The organism is bacterium (assembly GCA_030693425.1).
In the GTDB taxonomy this organism is placed as follows: Bacteria; Patescibacteriota; Minisyncoccia; order Minisyncoccales; family GWA2-46-15; genus GWA2-46-15.
In genome coordinates this window covers 1-22,656 of record JAUYAM010000002.1, presented here as the reverse complement: position 1 = coordinate 22,656, position 22,656 = coordinate 1, and the positions used below count along the sequence as shown (strand labels likewise).

The following is a 22,656-nucleotide window of genomic DNA, read 5'->3' as shown; positions in this document are numbered from 1 at the left end:
CACCATGAGAGTCGTCCTCCTAGAAAACGTCGATAAAGTGGGTAAGAAATACGAAATTAAAGACGTGGCCGACGGCTTCGCCCGCAATTTTTTGATACCCAAAAAGCTGGCCAAAGCCGCCAGTGAAGAAACGTTAAAGTGGGCCGAGATTCAAAAAGAGATCCTGGAAAAGAAAGCTGAAGAGGGCCTGAAAAAGGCTCAAGGAGTGGCTTCGTCAATCGACGGCCAGGAAGTAACCATCCAGGTAAAAATCGGCCCCGAAGGCCAGCTTTTCGAATCGATCACCGCCCAGAAAATCGTTGAGAAATTGAAAGAAATTGGTTTTGACGTCAAAAAAGGCCAGCTTGACTTGCCAGAACCCTTGAAAGAAACGGGGGAGTACCCGATCAAAATTAAATTCGACCACAACTTAGAATCTCAGATCCAGGTGATTATCAGCGGGGAAGATCTTAAAGAAAAAGAAGAAAAAGAATAACCCCGCCCCAATTTTACTTCTGAATAATTTAGCGCAGTGCGCGCAGCGAATAGCTGCACCCCGAATTGGGACGAAGCGCTGCGCCCAAGAAGCGGGATGTGGCTATTCGCCACCCGCGCTTCGCGTGAAGCGTCAGGCGTAAAATTGGGGCGGGGCTTACTTTTTTTGATCGACGACGCTGACAACCTTGATCAGTTTACGGGAACCGTCAAACTTTGTGACTTTCTTTGATACAAACTTAACCACTCCCGCCTTGTGAGCGTAAAGGGTATCGTCGCCGCCGCGCTTGACATTCTCGCCGGCCTTAAAACTGGTTCCTCTTTGCCTAACAATAACCATCCCCGGCCTAACGCTCTGGTTGTTGTTGACTTTAATGCCTAAATATTTGGGCCGAGAAGATCTTCCCAGCCTTGATGAGCCTCCTGATTTGGTTTTTGCCATCTTTGAAAAAGATGGCAACCCCGTAACAATTTTACCATCTAGAAGACCTTATAGATAAAAACCTGCAACAAACAAAAAAGATTTTTTCTTCGCAGTCCGCGTGGGGCGAATAGCCCCATCCCTTAGAGGCGAAGCGGACTGCTAAAATTATTTCTGTAAAATTGGTGCGGGGTAGCCACCATTAAAAATCAATATAATTATGCTAGCAAAATTTAAAGGTTTTGTCAAAGACCATCTAAATGAAATCTTGCTTGCGGGCATGGTCGCTTTGATCTCTCTATTTTCTTTTACTGCGGGCTTCTTGATCGCCAAATACCAAGAAAAAGAGCCGATTAGGGTGGAATATAACAAAAGTTACTTGAATATTCCGCCGTTTTCATCATAAAATATGAGGTTCAGCTGCCAAAAACCTAAAGAGAATGTTGCTAATTTGGCCAGGATTTTAGGCTATAGGCTTTTGAAGGGGACTGACGACGAATTTAACTTTGTAAGACCTTTGGCCAGAGATTACCCAAGATTTCATCTTTATCTTAGAGAAAAAGGAAATAACTTAAGCCTTAATTTGCACCTCGATCAAAAAAAGCCTTCTTACAAAGGTCAGACAAGGCATTCGGGTGAATACGGGGGCGAGTTAGTCGAAGCGGAAAAACAAAGGATTAATAGCATCTTAGAAAAAATGGGATCATAGAAATATTAAGATTTTAATTCATTACCGCTGTGGAATTTTTCATGGATCTCTCTTAATCTCTTAGAAGTGACGTGCGCATAAATCTGGGTAGCGGTAATGCTTTTATGCCCTAGAAATTCTTGTATTATTCTTAAATCTACTCCTTTGTTAAGTAAATCTGTCGCGAAGCTGTGACGCAAAACATGGGGAGTAGTTGATGGGGGAATGCCCGCCGCTATCGAATACCTCTTAACTGATTTCTCAATATATCTGGGGGTCAATCTTAAGGGAGCGTCTTTCTTGCCGGCAAAACGCACGAATAACGCCTTTTCTTTGTCCTGGCGACTATCCAAATACTTCTTAAGCCAATCGAGGGCTCTGTGAGAAAAATAAACAGTTCTTGGACGGTTACCTTTTCCAACGATTACAATTTCCAGTTCTTTCTCGCCGGTATTGAATTTAATTTGTTCTCGGTTGAGCGCTACCAGCTCGGCAATCCGCATTCCTGTAGAAAAGAACGATTCAATGATCGCCCGATCGCGCAAGCCCTGAGGAGTCGTAATATCCGGGCAAGAGAACAATCTCTCTAACTGCTCCTTGGTCAAAAACTTTACCAGCCGTTCACCTTTATCTTTAGCTAATTTTATCTTTTCTGTCGGCAGAGAAGCAATGTCACGGTCAGCAAAATACTTTAATAAAGACCGCAGGGCTATAAGGTAATAGTTTTGGGTAGATTTCTTCAAGGGTAGCTTGGATTTTGGTAAGAACTGCCTAGACAAAAAAACTCTGTACTTCCAGATGTGTTCGGAGGTTAAATCGTGCGGTTTCAGTTTTTCTAAGTTATTTTTCTTCAACCATTCAAAAAATCTCTTGATAAATCTTGCGTAGTTTTCTTGAGATTTAGAAGATAAACCTTTCTCAATTTCTAGCCAATCCAAGAAATCTTGGAAATAATCTAAAATAGGTTTTTGACTCTGTTCCATCCCCATAGTATATTAGTATTCTCTTAACTTCAATTGTGCGAATACCTCTTGATTTAATAATAACTGAGATAATAACCCTCAGTCAAGCCCCTATCAGCCTTCTGACGCTTTTTTAGAGGATTATTTGATTATTTCCTTAAACTTTTCCCAGAATTTTTCCCACCATTTAGGAATCTCTTTTTTTATATCCTCCTCCATTTCAGTTTTTTCTTTGCCGAACTCTTCTTTGAAAATAGCCCCTCTTTTAAAGAACAGTTCCTTAGTCTTCTGCCAGATGGACTTAGCCCAGGCAAGAAACTTGTCCGCTAAATTGGCTTCCCACCAGGACCTCAGCTTCTGAAAAAGCTGCCGCCAAAAGGATTTGGCCCAATCAAAAGCCGCCTTGACGCCAGCCGGGAATACTCCCAGGGCCCTTGAGAACATCGTTTTGACGTCTTCCAGGCTCTCTGGAGGGCCGGAAAACATGGGTTCCGGCTCTTCGGCCAGAGTATTGGAAACCGGAGCCAAGATGAGGCCAAAAATGGCTAAGAAGACGATCAAGCGCTTTACCATAGTTTTGTAAGTGAAAAATAACAATAAACTATAATATACTCCGCCTATAATACCCCGTAGGAAATTAAATATTTTCCGTGGTTAATCGATTTAAGCTACGGAATATTATATGGCTAAGGTAAAAAGACTATTAAGGGGTTTTTGGACGAAAATATTTTACTCTTTTGCCCCGTAGCAATTCATCATCGAGGCGTTGAAAATTGACTGGCCTAAGCCGATAGGCGGCTACCGCCTTTCAGTCAGAATATCCTCGTTGGCTATTGGCGGAATTGCTACGGGGTTTGCCATTCCACGAAAACCCCTGCGTTTTCCTACGGGGATGTGACTTTCCTGGCCTCCCTGATTCTTTTAAGAGTTTTGTCTTTTCCTAGAACCGCCGCCACTTCAAATGGACCGGCCGAAGCCTGTTTGCCCGTAAGAGCAACTCGCAGCGGCCATAACAGCTTTCCCCTATCCCCTGTTTTCTCTGCTTCCGGCAAAAGAATTGCTTCCAGATTTTCTTTCTGCCAATCCTCCGGTTTTATTTTCTCAAGAATCTTCTCCAGTCTTTCCAAAGACTCTTTGACTTCCCTATCGATCATTCCCTTCCACCTTATAAGGTCTGCTGGAAAAACAATCTTTTCTTTAAAAAAGAAGTCGGCTAACTCTATGATTTCTGACAGCTTTTTTAAGCGCTGCTGATAAAGGCTGATTGCTTTTGCGACGTGGTCAAAATCAACCGTTTCTCCTGTTTGTATCACCTCATACCTCCTTTCCCTCCAGCGTTCTTCCGTCGGAACGGGAATTAACTGGGCCGGAACGGATTCCTCGGCGACCTTAAGAAAATTAGCGCTGATCAAATAAGGCAGGCATTTTTCTGTCAGGTTTTTCAGACTCAAGTTCCGCAGATAAAAACCATTAAGCCAATCAAGGCGCTGCTGGTTGAAAATCGCCCCTGACTTCTGGACTCTCTCGAGAGAAAACTCCTTGGCCAGGCTCTTTAAAGAAAATATCTCTCTTTCGTCTTCCGGATGCCAGCCCAAAAGCGCCAGGAAATTAATCAGAGTCTCTGGCAAGTATCCTTCGTCTCTATATTCCAAAGCCGGCACGGCGCCGTGGCGTTTGCTTAATTTTGACCGGTCAGAAGCTAAAATCATCGGCAAATGGGCGTATTTGAGTCTGGGAAACCCCAAAGCTACTTGAATCATAATTTGCTTGGGAGTGTTGGAAATATGATCTTCGCCTCTGACAACGTGGGTAATTTTTGTGTCAAAATCGTCGATGACGCAAGAAAAATTATAAAGCGGAGAACGAAGGTCGCGGGCAATGGAAAAATCGCCGATTAAATGGGGATCAAATTCTGTTCTGCCGCGAATCATATCGTCAAAAACTACGGGCTCTGAAATCAGATTCTTAAAACGGATAATCGCTTTTTCTCCCTCAAGAAACCTTTTTTGGGCTTCCGACAAAGGTATGTCCCGGCATTTTCCGGAATAGACCGCGGGCTGGCCCTGGCTCAACTGGTACTGGCGATAAGTTTCAAGCTCGTCTTCAGAGCAAAAACAGTAAAATGCTTTGCCCTCGTCCAAAAGTTGCCTCAAATATTTTTCATAAACATCGAGTTTTTCACTCTGGCGATAAGGCCCGTAAGGCCCGCCAATCTCGGGTCCTTCGTCCCATAGCAAACCCGTCCATCTTAAAGTTTCAAAAATTGCTTTCTCGTATTCTGCTTTTGATCGTTCCGGATCCGTATCTTCAATTCTTAAGATAAAAACTCCGTTGCTGCTTTTCGCAAAAAGATAGGTAAATAAAGCTGTTCTTAAATTCCCAAGCTGCAAGAAGCCCGTTGGAGACGGCGCAAACCTGGTGCGGACCACTTTTTCTTTTTGGCTGGGATCTAAGGTTGTCATCTCTTTAAACTATCACATTTTTAGGAAATTAAAAATGATCGAGGCGATGTCTCTGGCGGCTTCCGGCTTAGCAAAATTCCTTGAAGCCTTAGCCATTTTCTCGAGCTCTCCGGGACGGGAAAACAGATTCTTGAGTTTTTCCAGGAAGAAATTCGGGGTGAGGTTGGCTTCTTCCATAATGACCGTGGCTCCGCCCGCGGCAAAGCTGTAGGCGTTCTTCAGCTGATGTCCCTGGGCGGCCTCCGGATAAGGAATCAGAATCGAGGGTTTTCCGGCAGCGGCGATCTCAAAAATAGTGCCGCCGCCGGCCCTGGCGACTATCAAATCGCAAATCGACAAGGCCTGTTTGTAGTCCTCTTCGCGTAAAAACGGGAACGGATGGTAATATTTTTCCCTGCCTTTAGGAACGGTGACGACGGCTTCGGCCCTGGTTTTTACGAAGTTTTTCTCGCCAATTTGGTGCAGAATCTCAAAATACTTAAGCATATTCGGCAAAATGGCCAAGATCAAATCATTGATGCGCTGGGCCCCCTGAGAGCCTCCGATGATTATGATAACCGGTTTTCCCCCAGCAATGTTCAGGACTTCTTTTGCTTCTAAAGGATTGCCGTAGAGCAATTCTTTTCTGACTGGGTTGCCGGTCAAAATCATTTTTGAAGGAGGAAATCTCTCCGTCTTCGGAAAAGAAACCAGAATCTTTTTGGCAAACTTCGCCAGCAGCTGGTTGGCCAGGCCGGGATCGACGTCTGAGTCGTGCAGAAAAATGGGAATTCCCAAAAACCAGCCAGCAACGACTACCGGGAAAGAACCGTATCCGCCCTTGCTGAAAATCAAATCCGGAGCAAAAAAGAAAAGATCAAAAAACGACTGCATAATTCCCAAGGGCGTTCTCAGGAAAATATCGACCAGATTATCGAGAAAACTCTGCCAGTCGAGGTAACGCCTCAATTTGCCGGCAGCAATCTCCTTGGTTCTCACCCCTTCTTGGGCCAGCAAAATCAGGCTAAAATCATCACGCGGTCCCAAATAACGGAATTCCAGGCTCTCCTGGTACTTAGCCCGGCCTTTTGCCTCGCCGAAAACATTCAAGCTTTCTTCAAGCCTTTTTTGCAGATAAAGACTTTTTATCTCTCTGACGACGGCGATCAAGGGAAAGATGTGGCCGCCCGATCCCCCGCCAGTAAGGACGATTTTCATGGGTTTTGTTGATATGGCTTTTTTGAAATATTTAATAATATCCCCAAACCGATCAGCTCTGCGGTCAAATGAGAGCCGCCGTAGCTGATGAAAGGCAGTGGGACTCCGGTTAAAGGAAAAAGACCGGTCATCGAGCAAATGTTTATCAATGCCTGGAAACCGATCCAAAAAGAGATGCCGGCTCCGGCCAGCCGGGAAAAAGCGTCCTTAGACCGCCGGCTGATCCTAAAACCTTGCCAGAGAAAAACCAAAAAAACCAGGATTAGGACAACCGCTCCCAGAAAGCCGGCTTCCTCGGCAAAAACGGGAAAGATGGCGTCGCCGATAGTCTGCGGCAGAAAGCCGAATTTCTGGCGAGACATTCCCAAACCAAGCCCAAGAACGCCGCCGGAACCGATGGCGATCAACGCCTGTTTCAGCTGATAGCCCCGGCCCATGGGGTCAAAATCGGGATTTATGAAGACTAGCCAGCGGTTCAAACGGTAAGGGGCAAGTTTTACTAAGAGAGCCAGGATCCCCAGCCCAAAAGTCCAGATCGAAAGATTCTGCCAAAAAGGAGTTCCCGAAACAAAGAATATAGCCGCCCCGATGAGAACAATCACCCCGAGAGTGCCGATATCAGGCTGAAGGGCCAACAAGGCGGTGATGACGCCGATAATCATCAGAAAAGGAACCAACGGTTTTAATCTGCTAAAAAATCTTGATTTGGCATAGGTTTTCAGGGAAAAATCTTGGCTCGAGAACCAGGCGCTGAGATAAAGAATGAGGCTGAGTTTCAAGAATTCTGACGGCTGGAAAACAACCGGCCCGATCTTCAGCCAGCGCGAGGCGCCGAACAGGTTCAATCCTATTTTTGAGGAAACCAGAAGGCCTAAAAAAAGAAGATTGGCAAAAAAAAGCCAGAAACAAACTTTCTTTATAACTTCAAGAGGAATCAGAAAAGCAGCCAGCCCGAAAGCCATTCCCGGCAGCAACCCGTAAAGCAGCTGATGCTTCAACAAGTAATCGGGCTCGCCGAAGTTCTCCATTGAGAAAACCGCCGAAACGCTGGATAAAATCAAAATCCCTAGCAGCAGCAAGGTCAAGCTGGCCAAGAGCAAAATGTAATCTGGTTTCTTGAAGCCTTTCATTTTCTTTCCAGCTCTTTTATGTACTTTTTAAAAAGATCTCCTCTTTCCCGATAGTCTTTGAATAGGCCAAAGCTCGGAGAAGCGCAGGAAAGAAGACAGATCTTCCCCTTTTTCGTATGTTTAAAAGCCAATTCCACTGCTGCTTTCATTTTACCTGCCCCGTTAGAAACTCTTTTGGGAGAAAATATTCTTTTTCCTTTGCTTTTTTCATTATAAACTAAATCGGCCATTTTGTTATCATAGTTTCTTGCGGGGTCAGTAAAAAGACAGTGGAAAAAGCGGTTTTCCCTGTTCAGTTTCCCGATTTCCCGCCAAATCCGTTTGCCGGTTGTGGGAAAAAAGACCAAGTTTTTCAGCCGGCTCTTTAAAATTATTTTTGCCAGCCTCTTAAAATCCAAGCCCCTGTCAAAGCCTCCAAGAAATATGGTTTCAACATCCTTTCCCAAAGCGTCTAGGGCGGCTATGGTTGCCTCCGGAATAGTCGCCAAAGAATCGTTGTAAAACTTGATCCCCCGGTATTCCCCTACCAACTCCAAACGGTGCGGCAGGGGCTTAAATTTTTGGATCGCCTCGGCAATTTTCTGGTCGGGCACGCCAAAAATACGGCCGGTTTCAATGGCCGCCGCCATATTCAAAAAATTGAAGTCACCCAAAAGCTTTGGCGGGAGGTCGGACCTCCCACGTTTTTCTAGAAAGATCTTGGCTTTTTGGGGATTTAAAGCGATTTTCCGCGCCTGACTGATTTTGACGGTCTGCCTAACGTATTTATTTTCGGGATTATAAAGGAAGAGGTCGCTTTTTGTTTGATAACGGCAGATATTCTGCTTTGCTCTTAGGTATTCCTTAAAATCCTTGTAATAATCCAGGTGTTCGGGATAAATGTTTAAAAATACGGAAATATGGGGAGATTTCTTTAGATTTGAAAGCTGGTGGCTGGATAACTCATAAACAAAGACATCGTCCGGTTTTGCCTTAAATAAATGCGATAAAACCGGCTCACCAATGTTGCCGACCAAGTGCGCTTTTAACCCTCCTTTCTTTAAAACCTCGTATATCAAACTTGCGGTCGTGCTTTTGCCCTTGGTGCCGGTAATGCCAATGATTTCACCGGGGCAATTGTCAAAAAAGATTTCTGTCTGCGAGGTTACGATCTGGCCCTTGTTTAAAAATGGCTTGATAGTTTTTAGCGGAATGCCGGGAGACTTAATAATAACGTCATAATCTTTCAACGCCTTGAGGTAATTTTCTCCTAAATATAATCTTTCTCTTATCTTCTTTTTTTCACGGCCGTGAAAAAGATGATATAGAAACTTTTGAGTTTTGTCGGGAAATTCTTCTAAGTTTAAGCGATCAGTAATGCCAAGAATTTTTTCTGGAAAAAGCTTTCGCAAAAACCGCAGGGTATCAATCCCCTCTCTGGCAAATCCGAGGATCACAATCCTCGCCCCGCATAAATTTCGCCGAAGTTCTAATAATCTATTGTTGTCTTTCAGTATGTCTTTGTTCATCATTTGCGACAGCCGGGGCCGAATAGGCCTTTCCTGTGGAGAGGCTGCCGCCGTCGCCTTTCTTGCGAAATTATGTGCGGGGCAAACACCATTTTTACTAAGAAAGTTTTTATCTATCATAATAATTCAAAATACCATAAAAAAACGGCCTTATAAAGTCGAAAATGACTATCTTTAATATAAAACGGGAAGCTTGAAGATGCTTCCCGTTTTGGTCTGTTTTATAGAAAGGAGAAATTTGGGGAGGGGCGCAAGAAACTGCTTGCATAACAGGTTTAGAGCCATTGGCCCCTCCCCTGTTTCGACGAATTTACTTGATGAACTCAAGTAACTTGCGCCGAGTCTCGCCGTGCAGGACTACTAAGAGCCCTATCGCAGCGAGAGCAAGCACTAACGCCTTACTCATTTTTTTCACCTCCTTTCTGTCAAGGATTTGGGAGTTGGACAATGAACTGAATCATTATCCTTCTCACCGCCTTTTATATATCACATTTTACTAATCTTGTCAAGTCAGCCGGCAGGTTATTCTCGTCATCCCAAGATCTCAACATTTCTTTTGATTCGGACTCCAGATTAAAATACCGGGATGATATTTTATTCCTAAAATAAGCCAATAAAAATGGCGCTTCTTCGGCTTGCCTTGCTTTTTTCAAACTCAGATAAAAAGCGGCGATGTTTTCCTTTTTGGTGCCAACGCACTCAAAAGGCTTAAAATCGCTCTCCCCTACCAATTCTTTCATTATTTGCAAAAGATCTGTTCTTAGAAATAAATCCCGTTTAAAGATTTCAATTAGTTCTTTTTTCTTCACAAACGGATAAAGCGAAGCGAAAACAGACAAGCATTTGGCGCATTGGCCGCACCATTTGTTAATGGGTTCTTTGGTCCCGGATTTAGTGGCAATAGCCTGATTACAACTTAAAAATGATTTGAAATACTTTGGATAATCGGAAAACATCTTGGCGATCTGCAATTCGTAAAGAGGCCTTAAAAAGCTGAAATATTCCGCGCCCCTGACGAGATATTTTTGGCAATATTTCCTGAATTTCTGCTCAAACTCAAAACTTTTTGAATACTGGTGGTTTATTTCCCAGCCCAGATATCTAACATTGCCTTCATTGGCAGACCTCTCGTTGGAAAAAGCGATATATTTATAGTCAAAGATGACGGCCGCAAAAACGCTCAAAAACGCCAGCAAGGCGGAAAAGGGCGTATGGCCGTTTAAAAAGCCTTGGCGGTTCAATTCCAACAATTTTGGATCAATTTTCCGGAGAACAATTACGGGATCCTTGCAGCCGGCCGTTTTCATAACCTTTTTTATCGCTCGATTGGGATTCAAAGAAAAACAATTGGTTTCTTTCCCTGCTTTCTTTAAAATTTCCAGGGTGACGATCGAATCCTTGCCTCCGCCCAAAGGCACCAAAAATCGATTTTTTAATCCCCGCATATTTTTTACGTTCGTGAAATTTTTATGAGGCTTTTTTGGTCCCGAAAGAATAGTTTTAATAGCAACAAAATCCTTTGCCTGAAAATCAATTCTGTTTTCGTAAAAATACTGCCCCATGCCCTTAATCAGCAAGTTCTGCCACCAGCGAATCTGCTCGTTGTTTAGAAAACCGCATTTAACCGCAATTTCCGGGGAGCAAGTTGCCTTCCAGTAAGAAAAAGCTTCTATCAGACCCAAATTAAAAACAAGGGTATCTATAGTCCCCCGCCCCAGATTTTTAACTTTTGCTTTGTCAACGTTTATAATTGTCAGCTCCGGCCGAAAATTCATGTCTGGAGGAACTTCTCCGCCAGAGGCGGATCCGCCTTTGGCGGAAAAGGCAAAAGAAATCCGCAAGTTTCCATTGATAACCTGCCACGAAAAGCTTTCGTAGACAAACCTAGGATATTTCTCTCTAAGAGTTTCGAGTTCCATGTCTTCGAAACATTAACCGAACAATCTGATAATCACGCCGATCATGGCCGCCACCATGGAAATGACCCAAAACCTCATCGTCACCTGGTGGGCCGGCCAGCCCCGAGCTTCAAAATGATAGTGCAAAGGCGAAGCCAAGAATAATTTCTTTTTCCTAAACTTTTTTGATAAAAGCTGCAAGATCACCGAGCCTGACTCAATCACCAAAACAAAAGCGATCAGGGGCAAGACCAAAACCGAATCCGTCAAAAAAGCAACCACGGTCAGAGTGGCGGTCAAGCCCAAAATGCCGGTTTCTCCCATATAAAACTTGGCGGGCGGAATATTGTACCAGAGAAAAGCCATCAGGCCGCCTAAAATCACGGTCAAAAAAGCGGCCAAATCGGTTTGGTGCTGAAAAAGGGCAATGGTGGTAAAACTGGCGAAAATCGTGGCAAAAACCCCGCCCGAAAGGCCGTCCAAGCCGTCAATGACCCCGCCCGAATAAACCGCCATCATCGTCACCACGAAAAGCGGCAGGTAGAGGCCATCAATTTCAAGATTCCCAAGCCCAGGAATGTGCAAAGTGTGCCAGTTAAGCTTAAAGTAAAACCACCAGGCACCGATTAAACCGATTAAAAACACGGTTGCCAAACGGTAAAACAAGCTCAAGCCGCCGCCGATGTATTTGCCTTTTCCGTAAACCTGAAGCAAGTCATCAGCCAATCCGAGCAAGGAAGCAGCGACCAGGGCGAATAATGGCAGCCAGGTTTGGCTGCGGCTCAAGAAATTGAATTTGTCAAAGATCTCAATGTCGGTAATCTGAGAAAGAATAAAGAAGATAAAAATGAGAAAAACAGCAGTCAGGGGAATCAGAGCTCCCCCGAATCTAGGGGTGCGGACTTCCCCGTCGGCATGAAACTTTTGGAAAAAAGGAACGTCGCCTCCGTCAATCGCCTTGGTTCTCACCTCTTTACGCCACATCCTGTGTTTATACAGAAATTTGATTAAAGGGCCAGCCAGCAAAAAAGCGAAAATAAAGGCAAAAGTCCCCAGAGCCAGAATTTTGATGACGTCGAAAGAAAGACCGGAAAATCTCATTTCAGTTGAAAGCCTCGATTAACTTTTTCATTTCAGAAAAGCGAGTTTCCCTGGAACCGGCTCCGAGAATGACGTTGACAAAATAATTGTCGCCGTCCCTCAAAACCAGAATAATACAGCCTCCGGATTCATCGGTATAGCCGGTCTTGCCGCCGACAATCTCAAGATCTGCGATTTCCTCAAACGACGTCAGCAACTCGTTGGTATTGAAAGCCCGATGGTGAACCTCTTCATTCTCGCTCAAAATGATAATTGAGGCCTGGGCGGAAATATTCAAAATCAGGGGGTATTTTTTTAAGATGAAAATTGTCAGATTGGCGACGTCCCTTGCCGTAGAAAAATTATTGTAGGCTTCGAGGCCGGTCGGGGTCGAAAAATTGGTTGATCTCAATCCTATTTCTTTTGCCTTGAAATTCATCAAATTGACAAAGTTCTCCCGGCCGTAAATTTCGGCCAAGGCGTCGGCAGCATCGTTGCTCGACTCAACTATGGCCATTTTCATGAGCTCTTTGACGGCAATCTTCTCCCCTATTTTCAAACTGCTTTCACCTTCCTGGGAAACTATCTCCGGAGTGATCTCGATCTTTTCTGAAAGCGGCTGGGTTTCCAAAGAAACGAGAGCTGTCATTAATTTGGTCAAAGAAGCGATCTGCAGCTTCTGGCCGGAATTCTTGTCAAAAAGAACCGTTTGCCGGCCGTTATCGTCAATCTTGACGACCAGGGCGCTTTTAGCTTCAATGCCAGGATCAAAAGAAGTTTTTTTCGCAAGTATGTCTCCTGGCGCCTGGGCCAGGAAAACAGTCTGGGGGAAATAAACGTTATTCATTAAAAAAACTTCCAACTCGCTTTCGGCGCCGTTGACAATAAGAGTGAAAATCAGGCTGAAACCCAAACCGATTGTAAAAAAATTAAGTCCTTTCATTTTTTTGCTTTTCTTAAAACCGATAACCTTTGGTCAATTCTTTCCATGTCGCGCGGGAAAAGCGCCGCTTCCCGAATATTATTCAGGCCCAAAACCTGCATAGTAATCCTTTCGGCCCCTAGGGCGAATCCGCCCTCAGGCGGCATGCCGAATTTAAAGGCCTGCAAATAAAGCTCAAAATCTGCGGGATCATTGCCCCACTTTTTAGTGTTCTCTAAAAGCGTCTGATGATCATTGATTCTTTGCCCGCCAGTCACCCACTCCAGGCCCCGGCCCAAAAGATCAAAACTGCAGGTGTATTCCGGGTCTTTTGGGTCAGGGTAGGTGTAAAACGGCCTCTTTTTAGTCGGGTAATGGGTGATAAAAATCAGCTCTGAGCCGTATTTTTCAAGGGCATAGCGGCAGATTTCTTTTTCATCTTCTGGCTCTAAGTCCGGCTCTCGACGGTTGTCGCGACCGGTTCTTTCAAAAATAATTTGCTGGGCCTCGCGCATTTTCAAGCAAGGGATTTTGGCTGGTAGCTGCGGCATTGACGCCCCAAAAAGTTTTAATTCCTCGCTTCTTTCTTTATTCAGTTTTTGAAAAATATGCCTTACCACCCTTTCCACTTCCTCCATAATCTCTGCGAACGAGTCGACAAAGCCCATTTCCGCGTCTAAACTTAGATACTCGGTCAAGTGGCGCGTGGTTACCGACGGCTCGGCCCGATAAGCATGGGCTAAAGTAAAGACTCTTTCAAATGCGCCGACCATAATTTGTTTGTACAATTGCGGTGACTGGCCCAAAAAAGCGTCTTTGTCGAAATACTTGACTTTAAAGACTTCGGCTCCCCCCTCGGTGACAGTCGGCACAATCGTCGGCGCCTGAATCTCGGTAAAACCGTCTTGTTTTAAAACCTCGCGAAAGGCCTGAATAATCGTTTCTTGAACCTTAAAAATCGCTTTGACTTTCGGATGGCGCAAACTCAAGGCCCGCCAGTCAAGAAGGTTCGGCAAATCAACGTTTAAACTCTCCTGCCCCATGTCAAAAGGGAGATCAGCCGCCTTAGAAAGCATTATTGCTTCTTCGACGCCAAGCTCAATCTTACCGGTGGGGATTTTTTCGTTAACGTCTTTTGCCGGACGCTCTCTGACTATGCCCGTTACTTCAACCACGTCTTGCGGCTTTAAAGAGGAAAGGTTTTCTCCTCCCACGATCTGGAGAACGCCGCTCCTATCCCATAAATCGCAAAACACCATTTTGCCATGGTCTCTTTTAACCTGGATCCAGCCTGCCACTTTCACTTTTTGGCCGATACTGTTAATCGTTTCCGAAATAAGAGTTCTTTGCATATTTTTGCTACTTGTTAATTTTATCATATTTAGAGGTATCCGATTTACTTTCCAGTCGACAACTCGATCAGACGATTGTATTTGGCGATTCTCTCGCCCCGAGCCATGCCCCCGAACTTAACAAAATCGGCATTGACCGCCACGGCGAAATCGCTGATAAAAGGATCGTTCGTTTCTCCAGACCTATGGGAAACAATGATTTTCAAACCCGCCTTCCTCGCTTCTTTGACGAAATCCAGAGTTTCCGAAATCGTGCCGATCTGGTTGGGCTTGACGATAACCGCCTTAATCAGTTTCAGTTTTAAAGCTTTTCTTAATCTCTTGACATTGGTCGCAACCAGGTCATCTCCGACTATCAGGTATTTTTCGGCAAATTTCTTAAAAAACTCCTGCCACAACTGGTAATCGTCTTCGCCAAAAGGATCTTCAACCGAAAAAAGAGAAAACTCTTTTAGCAAAGCTTCCTGCTCCCCTTTCTGCCCCTTGAAATAGGCTCCGCCAAAATCCAGGCCGATCTTGGCTTTCTTCCCCAGGAATCCTGCCAGAATCTCCAAAGCCTGCCTATCGGAAATGTCGTTGGGAGAAAACCCGCCTTCGAGGCCGACGTCGGTGTCAATCCCCTTTTTTTCCAACAGCTTTTTGAGTCCCTGGTAAAGCGCTTTGGCCCGGCTGACAGTTTTTGCCACCATCAAGATTTCCTGGATCTTTAAGCGGGAGTCGCCGTGGACTCCGCCCTCAAAAGCCAAAACCATCAATTGGGGAAGTTTCTTGCTTTTGGGTTTTGGCAAGGTTTCGAAAATCCGGCTAAAAGCAATGGACAAAGGCAGGGTGACATTGGCAAAAGCAGAACGGCTTTTCAGCCAGAGGTCAAACCACGCCTGAGAAGCAAAATCCATCCGGCAAATGTCTTTTGCCAGGCTGTTGATCTTTAAAACCGCTTTTGCCGGAATAAGGACCGGCGCTTCGTATTTTCCCACCGAAGTTCCCGAAGGCACAGAAGCTGAAACTTTCATGCCTAAAACCTGGATTTCCGCCTCAACTGTCGGCTCTCCCCGAGAATCAAGAATGGTTCTTGCTTTGACCGATTCGATTTTCGCTCCCTGAAACTTCATCATTATGGATTCTGAAGATAATTATAGGCGGAAAGAGCGGCTTTGGCCCCTTCGCCGGCCGCGACCACTATCTGTTTATACTTGATATCGGTGACGTCGCCGGCGGCAAAAAGCCCGGGTGTTTTTGTCGCGCAAGTCAAAGGATCAATAGCAATCTCGCCCGCCTTGTTAAAGTCAACCAGATCTTTTAGAAAATCCGTGGCAGGCAAAGAGCCGATTTCAATGAAAACCCCCTGCGCCGTCAGCTCCTTCTCTTGATTATTGGTTAAGTCGCGGTAAACCAGCTTTTCTACCGCATTCTCCCCTTTGATTTCAAGAACTTGCGCTCTCAAAATGATTTCCGCTTTTCCTGATTCCCCGACTCTTTGCTGGTTGATTTCGTCGGCAGCCAAACGAGAGCTGATTTCTAAGACATAGATTTCTGTGGCAAAAGGCAAAAGGTCCAAAACCGTTTCCAGGGCCGCGTTGCCCCCGCCGACAACTGCCACGGTTTTTCCCTTAAAAAACGGGGCGTCGCAAGTGCCGCAAAAAGACACTCCTCTCCCTTCAAGCCTCTGCTCTCCGGGTACCTTCAAGGGCCTCGGATTTCTCCCAGAAGCGACAACCACAGTCTTGGCTTCAAAAGCTTCTCCCTTGGTTGTTTCTACTTTAAAAACGCGGTCGGGTTTTGAAAGCGATTTAACTTCGCTTCCCTCTTTAATTTCAATAGAAAACTTTTTCAGGTGTTCCCTGAATTTTTTTGACAGGTCAATGCCGCCGATTTCCAAAAACCCCGGATAGTTCTCAATGGAATCTGTCCTGCCGATCTGGCCGACAAAATCCTTGGTCAATAACAAAGTTTTTAACACCTTTCTTGCTCCATAAATCCCGGCCGTGATCCCAGCCGGCCCCCCGCCGATAATAATCAAATCGTAAACCATAATTCTTGCTGTTATTTGATATATTATACCGATAAAAACAAGTTTAAACAAACCAAAAAAGCCCTGCTGGCGCAGAACTCTTTTCGGAATAGTTATCCGGGGAATGGTTCCGGTCGGTCCAATACGATCACCGCAGAGGAGAGAGATTTCCCCCGGCACTAAAAGTGCTGGGTTGCGGTAATTGACTAAGGACGGGCCGGAGCCGCTTCCAAGATAATATTTTTAAAACTTTTCCCTTTTCTGAATCTATTATTTTCAAGTAATGGATTCAGAAAAAGGGGTGAAGTGCGCTTCACCACCCCTTGTTGCAGCAGAACTGCAACTTTTGATGTAGATATCGATTTCTTCAAAGGCGTTCTCCAACCAAAATTGGTTAATTAACCGTTACCAGTTAATTCGGTAGTTTGGGGCTACCGGGCCGTCCTTATTTTGTTAGAAAATCGCTTCTCTACTTTTATAACCTTCTTTTCTGCACGCTTCCTTCCCAAGATTTAGGATGTCTTGGGCTAGTACGCTATGGTCCAGAAGGTATTTGAAACGCCGAGGAATCAGTCGTTTACCGGATACAACGCCATAAGGACTGGCGTATTCCGGAAATCATTGACATCATATACCCCTACCACCTGAAGCAGCCATAAAACTTCTTCATACTCTTCCTGGTTCTGAGGAACAAGGAATGTCATTTCCTTTTGAAGAAGCTCTTGGCGCTCATCCTCGTTATGAAAACCGACCACTATCCCCTGGCTGGCATCCACAATAACAAGGGAAATCGGGATCATGACGGAATCCACTTCCACATCATTCTCCCAAGCATCCTTTACCGGAAATGGTAATTTCTTCCAGCAGGACCATCCTTGTCGTCCGTATATGTCGCAATACGGCACAACTTCATCAGGCCGAGCAAGGATAGAAAAATGGTTGATTACACGACGAAGCATCTCGCTGTCGGAAGGATCTTCCTCCAACAACCAAGAATACTTTTCGCGCAATCGAGCCAATTTTTCCGTGCGTTCGCGACGTTCCGCTGGCTCAGCGACCGCTCTCTGAAGTAATTTTTCTTCACTAACCCCCAAATCCAGATCGCGGGAAATGCTCACGCCACGATTGATAACGGCTGGCCCTATTTCCTCAGCGAGCTGCGCTGCCTTGAAAATCAATGCGCCGTGTTTTTCAAAAATCTCAACATGACGAGCCAGCCGCTCCACGAAATCGCACAACTCCGGGGGACGCCGACCACCATCAAAGCATTCACGCGTATGCGCAAAGCTAAGATCGGTGGTTAAACCAAAACACACAAAGCCATCTGCACGTTTTTTAAGCGCTTCATACTCTCGCTCAAAAACCGTGCTGGCGCGCACATCCCAACTAGTCGGATCCTGATCGACGATATCCGCTTGGATGACCTCGGAAAACGGCCACCATTCATGGTGAGAGAGCGAAAAATCCCTCGCCCGTGCGGATTTCACCTCTGACCACAAAGTGGCCGAGGTGATTTTTGGACCGCGATCGTCTACCACGATCTTATGAATCTCTATTTTTTGACCGCGGAGATCCACGCCGCGCGGCTGGCGGGGTTCTATCGCCGTAACGTGCAGAAAATAATCTTGCCCGTTAATACGAATAAACCCAAATCCTCTGTCCGTATTCCAACGGACAATTTCTAAAACTTGAGACATTTCCTACCTCCTTTCGAACCATATGAATATTGTGAAATTATTTAATTTTCAACGAACTTAATTCCTCGTCTCAACCCACTACTCTAAAGTAATGAGTTCGGATGAGGGCGCGACAGCAAGGGTCGCGCCTTGAATAATTACGGAAATAATTCCGCCAATAAAGTGCTATCTCCTCAGCCCCGTGGTTTTTACGTTGAGTATCGGGATTATAGGAGAAGTAGATATCTCAACAACCGCGTTAGTCGCGGCTTCCCTTCCGATACGGTAAATTTACCGCTTCCCTTACGATCATTAGATCGCTCCTCTTAAACTTTATTTTTGAGGATGGGAAAGGCCGGGAAGAACAACTTTTAATCCCCTAGTTTTTCACGCTCGTTTCGGGGCTTCTAACAACTACGAGCAACTGCTTATCGCAGTCCTCCCGCTAAACTGCCGGAGGAGCCGTGTTCGCTTTTGGCGAACTTACTGCCTTGTGCCAGACATCTCGGTCTAGATTAGATATGGAAAACGTGCCCGAGCGGCACGTCCTGGACGTGAGTCCAGGCGATGGTAGCGCCGGTTCCCGGCTGCCAACAGGCAACCGCGGCAGCGCGACCGTGATAGGCCATGGCAATACTGGCAGTCAGCCAGTTCGGGCCACGGCCCGACAACACGACCACATCCGCCATTTCAACTTCAGGCGGAGTAATCGTCCCCAGCGCGGCTGGGGCTAACGGAATACTGGGGTCAAGCTGAAACTCGACCTTGATCAGCTTGCGACCGTCACCGGCCGTACCGATCTCGATGCGAGTCCAACCGCACCCAGCGCCCTCGCCCTTAGGCCGACGGCAGCCCACGGCAATGAAGCCATCTGGGCTATTTAGTCGCACCGAGCGCGGGTGGCACTCATGCGCGAGTGCCGCGGTCAACCAAGCAGGAGCGGCCCCATCAATGTCCACGGGGTCGGCCATTTCGGCTGACTGGTTGTGGAGCAGGCCAGCGATCGCCGGGAGGTCGCTGCCCTCCCAAACGATCTGGCGTACAACGACGCCATTCGGCAAGGTGCGCTCCACTTCGACCTTGCCAATTTCCGCCGCAAGGGCGGAGATAACGATAGTAGCCATTTTTTCCTCCTTCTTTTCGGATGGGCTGGCCACCAGCCCAAGAATCAATTCCGCCACGGCCTGAATTACCGGCCGTGTCGAAACTGTGACATCGCCCCGCTCCAAAAAGTGAACTGATCCCTCCAACCGGGGCAAATGCCGCTGGATGGAATCCGCCTCACCGGTGTAATCGCTACGGACGACGGCAATGACCGTCACTCCGCAGCTCTCAAGGAAAGTTTCCCATTCGGGAACTCTTTCGAGATCACCGGCAAGAATGATGCCGTAATTCACTTGACCCTCGGAAAGAATACGGCGGTTCTCCTCCGAAGGCCTGCCGCCAATGTCCACCAGAATAATGGGGGCCATGACACAATCGGCCAAAGACCGACTGTACCAATCCACCATCTCCTTGATGAACTGCCCCTTGCGGCGCAGAGCCACCACGTCGGGGCGATCGTAGTGGTTTTGGAGCCAGGTTCCCTCTCCGTCCGGGCAAGCCCGGAACAGGTAGCGGGAGTCCCTTGGAAGGTTCTCACATAAACCCGCCAAGAAAACGGACTTGCCGCTATGGGGAGGGCCGGCGACAACGAACTTATTGGTGGCCATTATTCCACCTCCTTTGTTTTTTGGCAGGCCTTTCACCCCGCCAAGTCCTCACTGTACCATTCTTGCGAAAGGCAAGCTGGAGACAAAAACTTTCTCTCCAAGTTACCTTCCGCAAGTTATAGGACATCGCATGTCCAATAAATAAACTTGACTGTTTTCTCAAAGAGCTCAAGCGAAGAGATATGTCTATAAGATATTTAATCTTTGGACTTTTTTGCGGCGATAAATTTCTTGGCCGCATCTGGCGATATGTGTTTATCTCCTCGCTTGAATCCTTTGGATATTTTTTCAAAGAACTACAGCTTCTCTTTCAAACTCGTTTTTGCGCGGGCTTGAAAGAAAAGCCGAATCAAACAATTTATCGGGTGCCGCAAAAGTTTTTCTGCGGCGCCCGGAATTGTTGGTGAGCCCGCTCGAGTCCTGTCTCGAGTTGGCGGACCGACCCACGCCAAAGGCGTTCGGAATCCGGTCTCCTCGTCGCCTGCAATTATTACTTGCAGGCCGGGGCTCATGGCGGGTCTGGCAGGACTTTAACCTGCAACCTCTCGGTTTGGAGCCGAGCGCTCTGCCTGTTAAGCTACAGGCCCACGTTTTCAAAGAGAGGGATGGGGAAAAAAACAGAAACGACTCTCTATGGGAGAGCCGTTTCTGCGGTTAATTATTATAAATCAGATTTCTAATAATTCGCTTTAGCGCTCTCTCCCAAGTTTCGCCAAAGCGATATTCTGTTTTCTACATCTTCTATTATACACTATGTTTCTATTTTGTCAAGGGCATAAACAGACAAAAATCCCGCTGGAAGCGGGACTCTTGTCCTCCATTCTATTGGAGAAAATCTCTTATTTTTCCTTTTCTCTTATCTTCTCGATCATTTTTGCCAGTCTTTCCTCGCTCTTTTGAGCCGGTTCTTTGGGCAAAGATTGCCTCACCTTCTCTTTGGCCGATTCCAAAACGTCGTTGATTCCCCAAGCATAGGCTTTCTTGCTGACATAAAATCTCAAGAGCAGAAAGTAGGTCAGCAAAAGAGTGGCTAAACCAGAGAGCAATAAAGAAAGCTTGGCCGAATCGAGAATGCCGGTGGGAACGTCGGTCGCTCCCTTGACTTCGGTCTTTGTCACCTGAACTTTAGCGGTGTCGGTCCTGGCAACGCTGGTGTTGTAAACCAAGGCGGTATTGACCAGCTCGGTCGTTCCATAAGAAAAATTTGAAGCATTGGCCACCACCGCTTGGAAGATGACCGTCTTTGTTTGCTGAGGGTTAAGGCTGCCGATGTCCAACCCTGTCAAGACATTCCCGGAAACCTCGGCGCCGTCAATCTTTAAGCCTCCATAATAGCTCATTTTTTCGGGCAAGGTATCCTTAACGGTTAAATTGGAAATCTGGCTGCCAGAAGTTGAAGTGACAAGAATCCTAAACTCAATCACTTCGCCGGGATCAGAGGTCGCCTCTTCGGCAAAGCCGGTGTTATCGCTCAAATTCCTCGCTAATTTGACAATATTAACGTCCTGGGACACGGAGCCGACGACAACTACTGCCGTCGCTTCAGCCGGATTGGCTGTTCCCCGCTCGACCCTGACTTTGGCGACATAGCTTCCCTGATTCTGGTAATTGCAGGCGTCAACTACGGTTTTCGGGTTATCGCTGATGCCGTAAAAAGTGTGGTCCCAGGTGCCGTCTGAAGTGCAGTCAAACTTATAATTAATCGTTCCCGTAGCCGTGCCGGTGACCGTTGCTCTCAAGTCAACTCCGTTTAAAGGAGCGTTTCCGGTGTTGGGAATCGCTTCTAAAGCCGCATAGAGCGCTTGCTGGGGCGAATTGACCAAAACAGTAACGCTGTCTGAAGCAGTTCCCCCGGCGCCGGCGCAGGTAATAATATAGGTTCTTGCGGACAGTAAATTTCCGGTTGATTCAGAGCCAGACGTGGATTTATTGCCCTGCCAGGCAGTGTCAGTGGCATAGCAGGAAGTGGCATTGGTTGAAGTCCAGGACAGAGTGGCGGCAGTATTGTAGTTAATCGAGATGGAACCGTCCATGCCATTGGCTTTCAGGTCAACCGTTGGAGGCAGAGTCGTCGATAATCTTCCCCGGAAAATGACATAACCGGCATTGGTAAAGCAGTTGAGAGAATCGCAGGTGAGCTCGCCGAGGTTGACTTCAGCATAATCTGCTCCCTGGGTTACCGTCAGGTCGCTGACAGTCTGGTTATTGTCCCTGTACCACTTGGCCGTGCCGTCAAAGACGAGCCTCTGGGCCGAGGAAGCGTTGACAACTCCAGTGTCGCTGGCGCCGCTGACATTGGCAGAAGAAATCTGGGCGCTCGTGGAAATAGTTGTTTGGGCTGGTACCGGAAAAGTAAGACGGACAGTCGTATTCTGGGCCTTTTGGGAAGGGATATTAGGGCCATCGGTGCCGCAGTGGTAATAAACGTTAAACCTGACATAGTCTCCGGCATTGGCCGAAACCGGGTCCGTCCAACTGGCAGTTCCTTGAGTCTCGTTCTTCATTTTCAGGAGTTCGTAGTCGCCTGCCATCATATTGAACCTTGTCTCTGCCTTAGCTTCCGTTGGAAGCAAAACAATGCCTGCACCAAGGACTGACAACAGAACCCAGAAAATTGATAAAGTTTTTTTGTTCATGGTTTTATGTTTAATTTGTTATTTCAAGATTTTAGAGTGGAGGACCGGGCGGCGCGGCCAAGCAGTAGAGAACCTGGACCAGGACGCTGTCTGAATGGGAGCCGGCAGTATTGCTGCAGGTAAGAACGTAATTGTTTTGGGTTGCGGTTAAGTTGCCAGTGGATTCTGAGCCTGTAGGCACTGATTTTGAGCCAAACCAACTTCCTGAAGCCACGCAGCTAGTCGGATTATTTGTCGTTGTCCAGCTCAAAAGAGCTGAAGTGTTATAGCTGATGGTAATCGGGCCATTAAGGTTATTGGCTTTGATATCGACAGTCGGCGGCAAAATCTGAACAGTGGCTCCGACCGAATCAGAAGCAGTTCCGCCTGGTCCGGTGCAGGTAATGTTGTAAGTCTTTGAGCTGGTGAGGTTGCCTGTTGATTCAAAGCCCCCGGCAGCAGATTTTGCTCCCGACCAATCGCCGGAAGCATTGCAGGAAGTAGCGTTGGTCACGGTCCAGGACAGAGTGGCCGCGGTGTTGTATGGG

General features: G+C 46.5%; 20 protein-coding genes and 1 tRNA gene. 3 read left to right on the top strand and 18 right to left on the bottom strand.

Features of this window, described 5'->3' with window-relative positions:
* The first annotated feature begins 4 nt into the window (after window positions 1–4).
* Window positions 5–475 (top strand): 50S ribosomal protein L9, encoded by a 471-nt coding sequence (gene rplI / locus Q8N16_00510; protein MDP3093231.1) that lies wholly within the window; start codon window positions 5–7, stop codon window positions 473–475.
* A 156-nt stretch (window positions 476–631) separates the two neighbouring features.
* Here rplI and Q8N16_00505 read toward each other — a convergent pair whose 3' ends face one another.
* Window positions 632–916 (bottom strand): 50S ribosomal protein L27, encoded by a 285-nt coding sequence (locus Q8N16_00505; GenBank protein ID MDP3093230.1) that lies wholly within the window; start codon window positions 914–916, stop codon window positions 632–634.
* Window positions 917–1,115: 199 nt separating this feature from the next.
* Between Q8N16_00505 and Q8N16_00500 the strand changes: the two genes are divergently transcribed.
* Both Q8N16_00500 and Q8N16_00495 read left to right on the top strand, forming a co-directional pair.
* Window positions 1,116–1,301 carry a hypothetical protein gene (locus Q8N16_00500; GenBank protein ID MDP3093229.1) on the top strand — a complete coding sequence of 62 codons (186 nt, stop codon included), beginning with the start codon at window positions 1,116–1,118 and terminating at the stop codon, window positions 1,299–1,301.
* Between the two features lie 3 nt (window positions 1,302–1,304).
* Complete coding sequence (locus tag Q8N16_00495; protein ID MDP3093228.1) at window positions 1,305–1,604, top strand: hypothetical protein; 300 nt, start codon at window positions 1,305–1,307, stop codon at window positions 1,602–1,604.
* Between the two features lie 5 nt (window positions 1,605–1,609).
* On the opposite strand, the gene Q8N16_00490 is transcribed toward Q8N16_00495, so the two are convergent.
* From Q8N16_00490 to Q8N16_00410, 17 genes are all read right to left on the bottom strand, one after another.
* On the bottom strand, window positions 1,610–2,566 hold the full coding sequence (locus tag Q8N16_00490; protein MDP3093227.1) for a tyrosine-type recombinase/integrase: 957 nt from the start codon (window positions 2,564–2,566) through the stop codon (window positions 1,610–1,612).
* 120 nt (window positions 2,567–2,686) lie between these two features.
* Entirely contained in the window at window positions 2,687–3,118 is a 432-nt protein-coding gene (locus Q8N16_00485) for a hypothetical protein (protein ID MDP3093226.1), read from the bottom strand.
* A gap of 311 nt (window positions 3,119–3,429) precedes the next feature.
* A complete protein-coding gene (gltX, locus tag Q8N16_00480) occupies window positions 3,430–5,007 on the bottom strand; it encodes a glutamate--tRNA ligase (protein ID MDP3093225.1) in 1,578 nt (525 codons plus the stop codon).
* A gap of 12 nt (window positions 5,008–5,019) precedes the next feature.
* Window positions 5,020–6,204 (bottom strand): UDP-N-acetylglucosamine--N-acetylmuramyl-(pentapeptide) pyrophosphoryl-undecaprenol N-acetylglucosamine transferase, encoded by a 1,185-nt coding sequence (locus Q8N16_00475; protein ID MDP3093224.1) that lies wholly within the window; start codon window positions 6,202–6,204, stop codon window positions 5,020–5,022.
* The gene (locus Q8N16_00470) at window positions 6,201–7,334 is read right to left on the bottom strand and encodes an FtsW/RodA/SpoVE family cell cycle protein (GenBank protein ID MDP3093223.1); all 1,134 of its coding nucleotides are present in this window, start codon (window positions 7,332–7,334) and stop codon (window positions 6,201–6,203) included. Before Q8N16_00470 ends, Q8N16_00475 begins: the two co-directional genes overlap by 4 nt.
* The gene (gene murD, locus Q8N16_00465; GenBank protein MDP3093222.1) at window positions 7,331–8,842 is read right to left on the bottom strand and encodes a UDP-N-acetylmuramoyl-L-alanine--D-glutamate ligase; all 1,512 of its coding nucleotides are present in this window, start codon (window positions 8,840–8,842) and stop codon (window positions 7,331–7,333) included. Before murD ends, Q8N16_00470 begins: the two co-directional genes overlap by 4 nt.
* Window positions 8,843–9,321: 479 nt before the next feature.
* Window positions 9,322–10,761, bottom strand: coding sequence for a hypothetical protein (locus Q8N16_00460; protein MDP3093221.1), 1,440 nt, complete (start codon window positions 10,759–10,761; stop codon window positions 9,322–9,324).
* A gap of 12 nt (window positions 10,762–10,773) precedes the next feature.
* Window positions 10,774–11,841: a hypothetical protein gene (locus Q8N16_00455; protein ID MDP3093220.1), complete on the bottom strand. Its 1,068-nt coding sequence runs from the start codon at window positions 11,839–11,841 to the stop codon at window positions 10,774–10,776.
* Between the two features lies 1 nt (window position 11,842).
* Window positions 11,843–12,763, bottom strand: coding sequence for a serine hydrolase (locus Q8N16_00450; GenBank protein MDP3093219.1), 921 nt, complete (start codon window positions 12,761–12,763; stop codon window positions 11,843–11,845).
* Window positions 12,760–14,094: an aspartate--tRNA(Asn) ligase gene (aspS, locus tag Q8N16_00445; GenBank protein ID MDP3093218.1), complete on the bottom strand. Its 1,335-nt coding sequence runs from the start codon at window positions 14,092–14,094 to the stop codon at window positions 12,760–12,762. The genes Q8N16_00450 and aspS overlap by 4 nt, the downstream gene beginning before the upstream one ends.
* Window positions 14,095–14,138: 44 nt before the next feature.
* Window positions 14,139–15,209: a hypothetical protein gene (locus Q8N16_00440; GenBank protein MDP3093217.1), complete on the bottom strand. Its 1,071-nt coding sequence runs from the start codon at window positions 15,207–15,209 to the stop codon at window positions 14,139–14,141.
* Window positions 15,209–16,126: an FAD-dependent oxidoreductase gene (locus tag Q8N16_00435; GenBank protein ID MDP3093216.1), complete on the bottom strand. Its 918-nt coding sequence runs from the start codon at window positions 16,124–16,126 to the stop codon at window positions 15,209–15,211. The genes Q8N16_00440 and Q8N16_00435 overlap by 1 nt, the downstream gene beginning before the upstream one ends.
* A 548-nt stretch (window positions 16,127–16,674) precedes the next feature.
* Window positions 16,675–17,802 (bottom strand): hypothetical protein, encoded by a 1,128-nt coding sequence (locus tag Q8N16_00430; protein ID MDP3093215.1) that lies wholly within the window; start codon window positions 17,800–17,802, stop codon window positions 16,675–16,677.
* Window positions 17,803–18,296: 494 nt separating this feature from the next.
* Window positions 18,297–19,493, bottom strand: a complete 1,197-nt coding sequence (locus Q8N16_00425; protein ID MDP3093214.1) for a CRISPR-associated protein Csx3 — start codon at window positions 19,491–19,493, stop codon at window positions 18,297–18,299.
* Between the two features lie 511 nt (window positions 19,494–20,004).
* Window positions 20,005–20,080: transfer RNA gene (locus tag Q8N16_00420), tRNA-Trp, on the bottom strand.
* A 252-nt stretch (window positions 20,081–20,332) separates the two neighbouring features.
* A complete protein-coding gene (locus tag Q8N16_00415) occupies window positions 20,333–22,129 on the bottom strand; it encodes a hypothetical protein (GenBank protein MDP3093213.1) in 1,797 nt (598 codons plus the stop codon).
* A gap of 31 nt (window positions 22,130–22,160) precedes the next feature.
* On the bottom strand, window positions 22,161–22,656 hold a 496-nt coding region (locus tag Q8N16_00410), incomplete at its 5' end, for a hypothetical protein (GenBank protein ID MDP3093212.1).

Coding starts and splice junctions, on each gene's coding strand:
- rplI (MDP3093231.1), top strand. CDS start 5: ATGAGAGTCGTCCTCCTAGAAAACGTCGATAAAGTGGGTAAGAAATAC.
- Q8N16_00505 (MDP3093230.1), bottom strand. CDS start 916: ATGGCAAAAACCAAATCAGGAGGCTCATCAAGGCTGGGAAGATCTTCT.
- Q8N16_00500 (MDP3093229.1), top strand. CDS start 1,116: ATGCTAGCAAAATTTAAAGGTTTTGTCAAAGACCATCTAAATGAAATC.
- Q8N16_00495 (MDP3093228.1), top strand. CDS start 1,305: ATGAGGTTCAGCTGCCAAAAACCTAAAGAGAATGTTGCTAATTTGGCC.
- Q8N16_00490 (MDP3093227.1), bottom strand. CDS start 2,566: ATGGAACAGAGTCAAAAACCTATTTTAGATTATTTCCAAGATTTCTTG.
- Q8N16_00485 (MDP3093226.1), bottom strand. CDS start 3,118: ATGGTAAAGCGCTTGATCGTCTTCTTAGCCATTTTTGGCCTCATCTTG.
- gltX (MDP3093225.1), bottom strand. CDS start 5,007: ATGACAACCTTAGATCCCAGCCAAAAAGAAAAAGTGGTCCGCACCAGG.
- Q8N16_00475 (MDP3093224.1), bottom strand. CDS start 6,204: ATGAAAATCGTCCTTACTGGCGGGGGATCGGGCGGCCACATCTTTCCC.
- Q8N16_00470 (MDP3093223.1), bottom strand. CDS start 7,334: ATGAAAGGCTTCAAGAAACCAGATTACATTTTGCTCTTGGCCAGCTTG.
- murD (MDP3093222.1), bottom strand. CDS start 8,842: ATGAACAAAGACATACTGAAAGACAACAATAGATTATTAGAACTTCGG.
- Q8N16_00460 (MDP3093221.1), bottom strand. CDS start 10,761: ATGGAACTCGAAACTCTTAGAGAGAAATATCCTAGGTTTGTCTACGAA.
- Q8N16_00455 (MDP3093220.1), bottom strand. CDS start 11,841: ATGAGATTTTCCGGTCTTTCTTTCGACGTCATCAAAATTCTGGCTCTG.
- Q8N16_00450 (MDP3093219.1), bottom strand. CDS start 12,763: ATGAAAGGACTTAATTTTTTTACAATCGGTTTGGGTTTCAGCCTGATT.
- aspS (MDP3093218.1), bottom strand. CDS start 14,094: ATGCAAAGAACTCTTATTTCGGAAACGATTAACAGTATCGGCCAAAAA.
- Q8N16_00440 (MDP3093217.1), bottom strand. CDS start 15,209: ATGATGAAGTTTCAGGGAGCGAAAATCGAATCGGTCAAAGCAAGAACC.
- Q8N16_00435 (MDP3093216.1), bottom strand. CDS start 16,126: ATGGTTTACGATTTGATTATTATCGGCGGGGGGCCGGCTGGGATCACG.
- Q8N16_00430 (MDP3093215.1), bottom strand. CDS start 17,802: ATGTCTCAAGTTTTAGAAATTGTCCGTTGGAATACGGACAGAGGATTT.
- Q8N16_00425 (MDP3093214.1), bottom strand. CDS start 19,493: ATGGCCACCAATAAGTTCGTTGTCGCCGGCCCTCCCCATAGCGGCAAG.
- Q8N16_00415 (MDP3093213.1), bottom strand. CDS start 22,129: ATGAACAAAAAAACTTTATCAATTTTCTGGGTTCTGTTGTCAGTCCTT.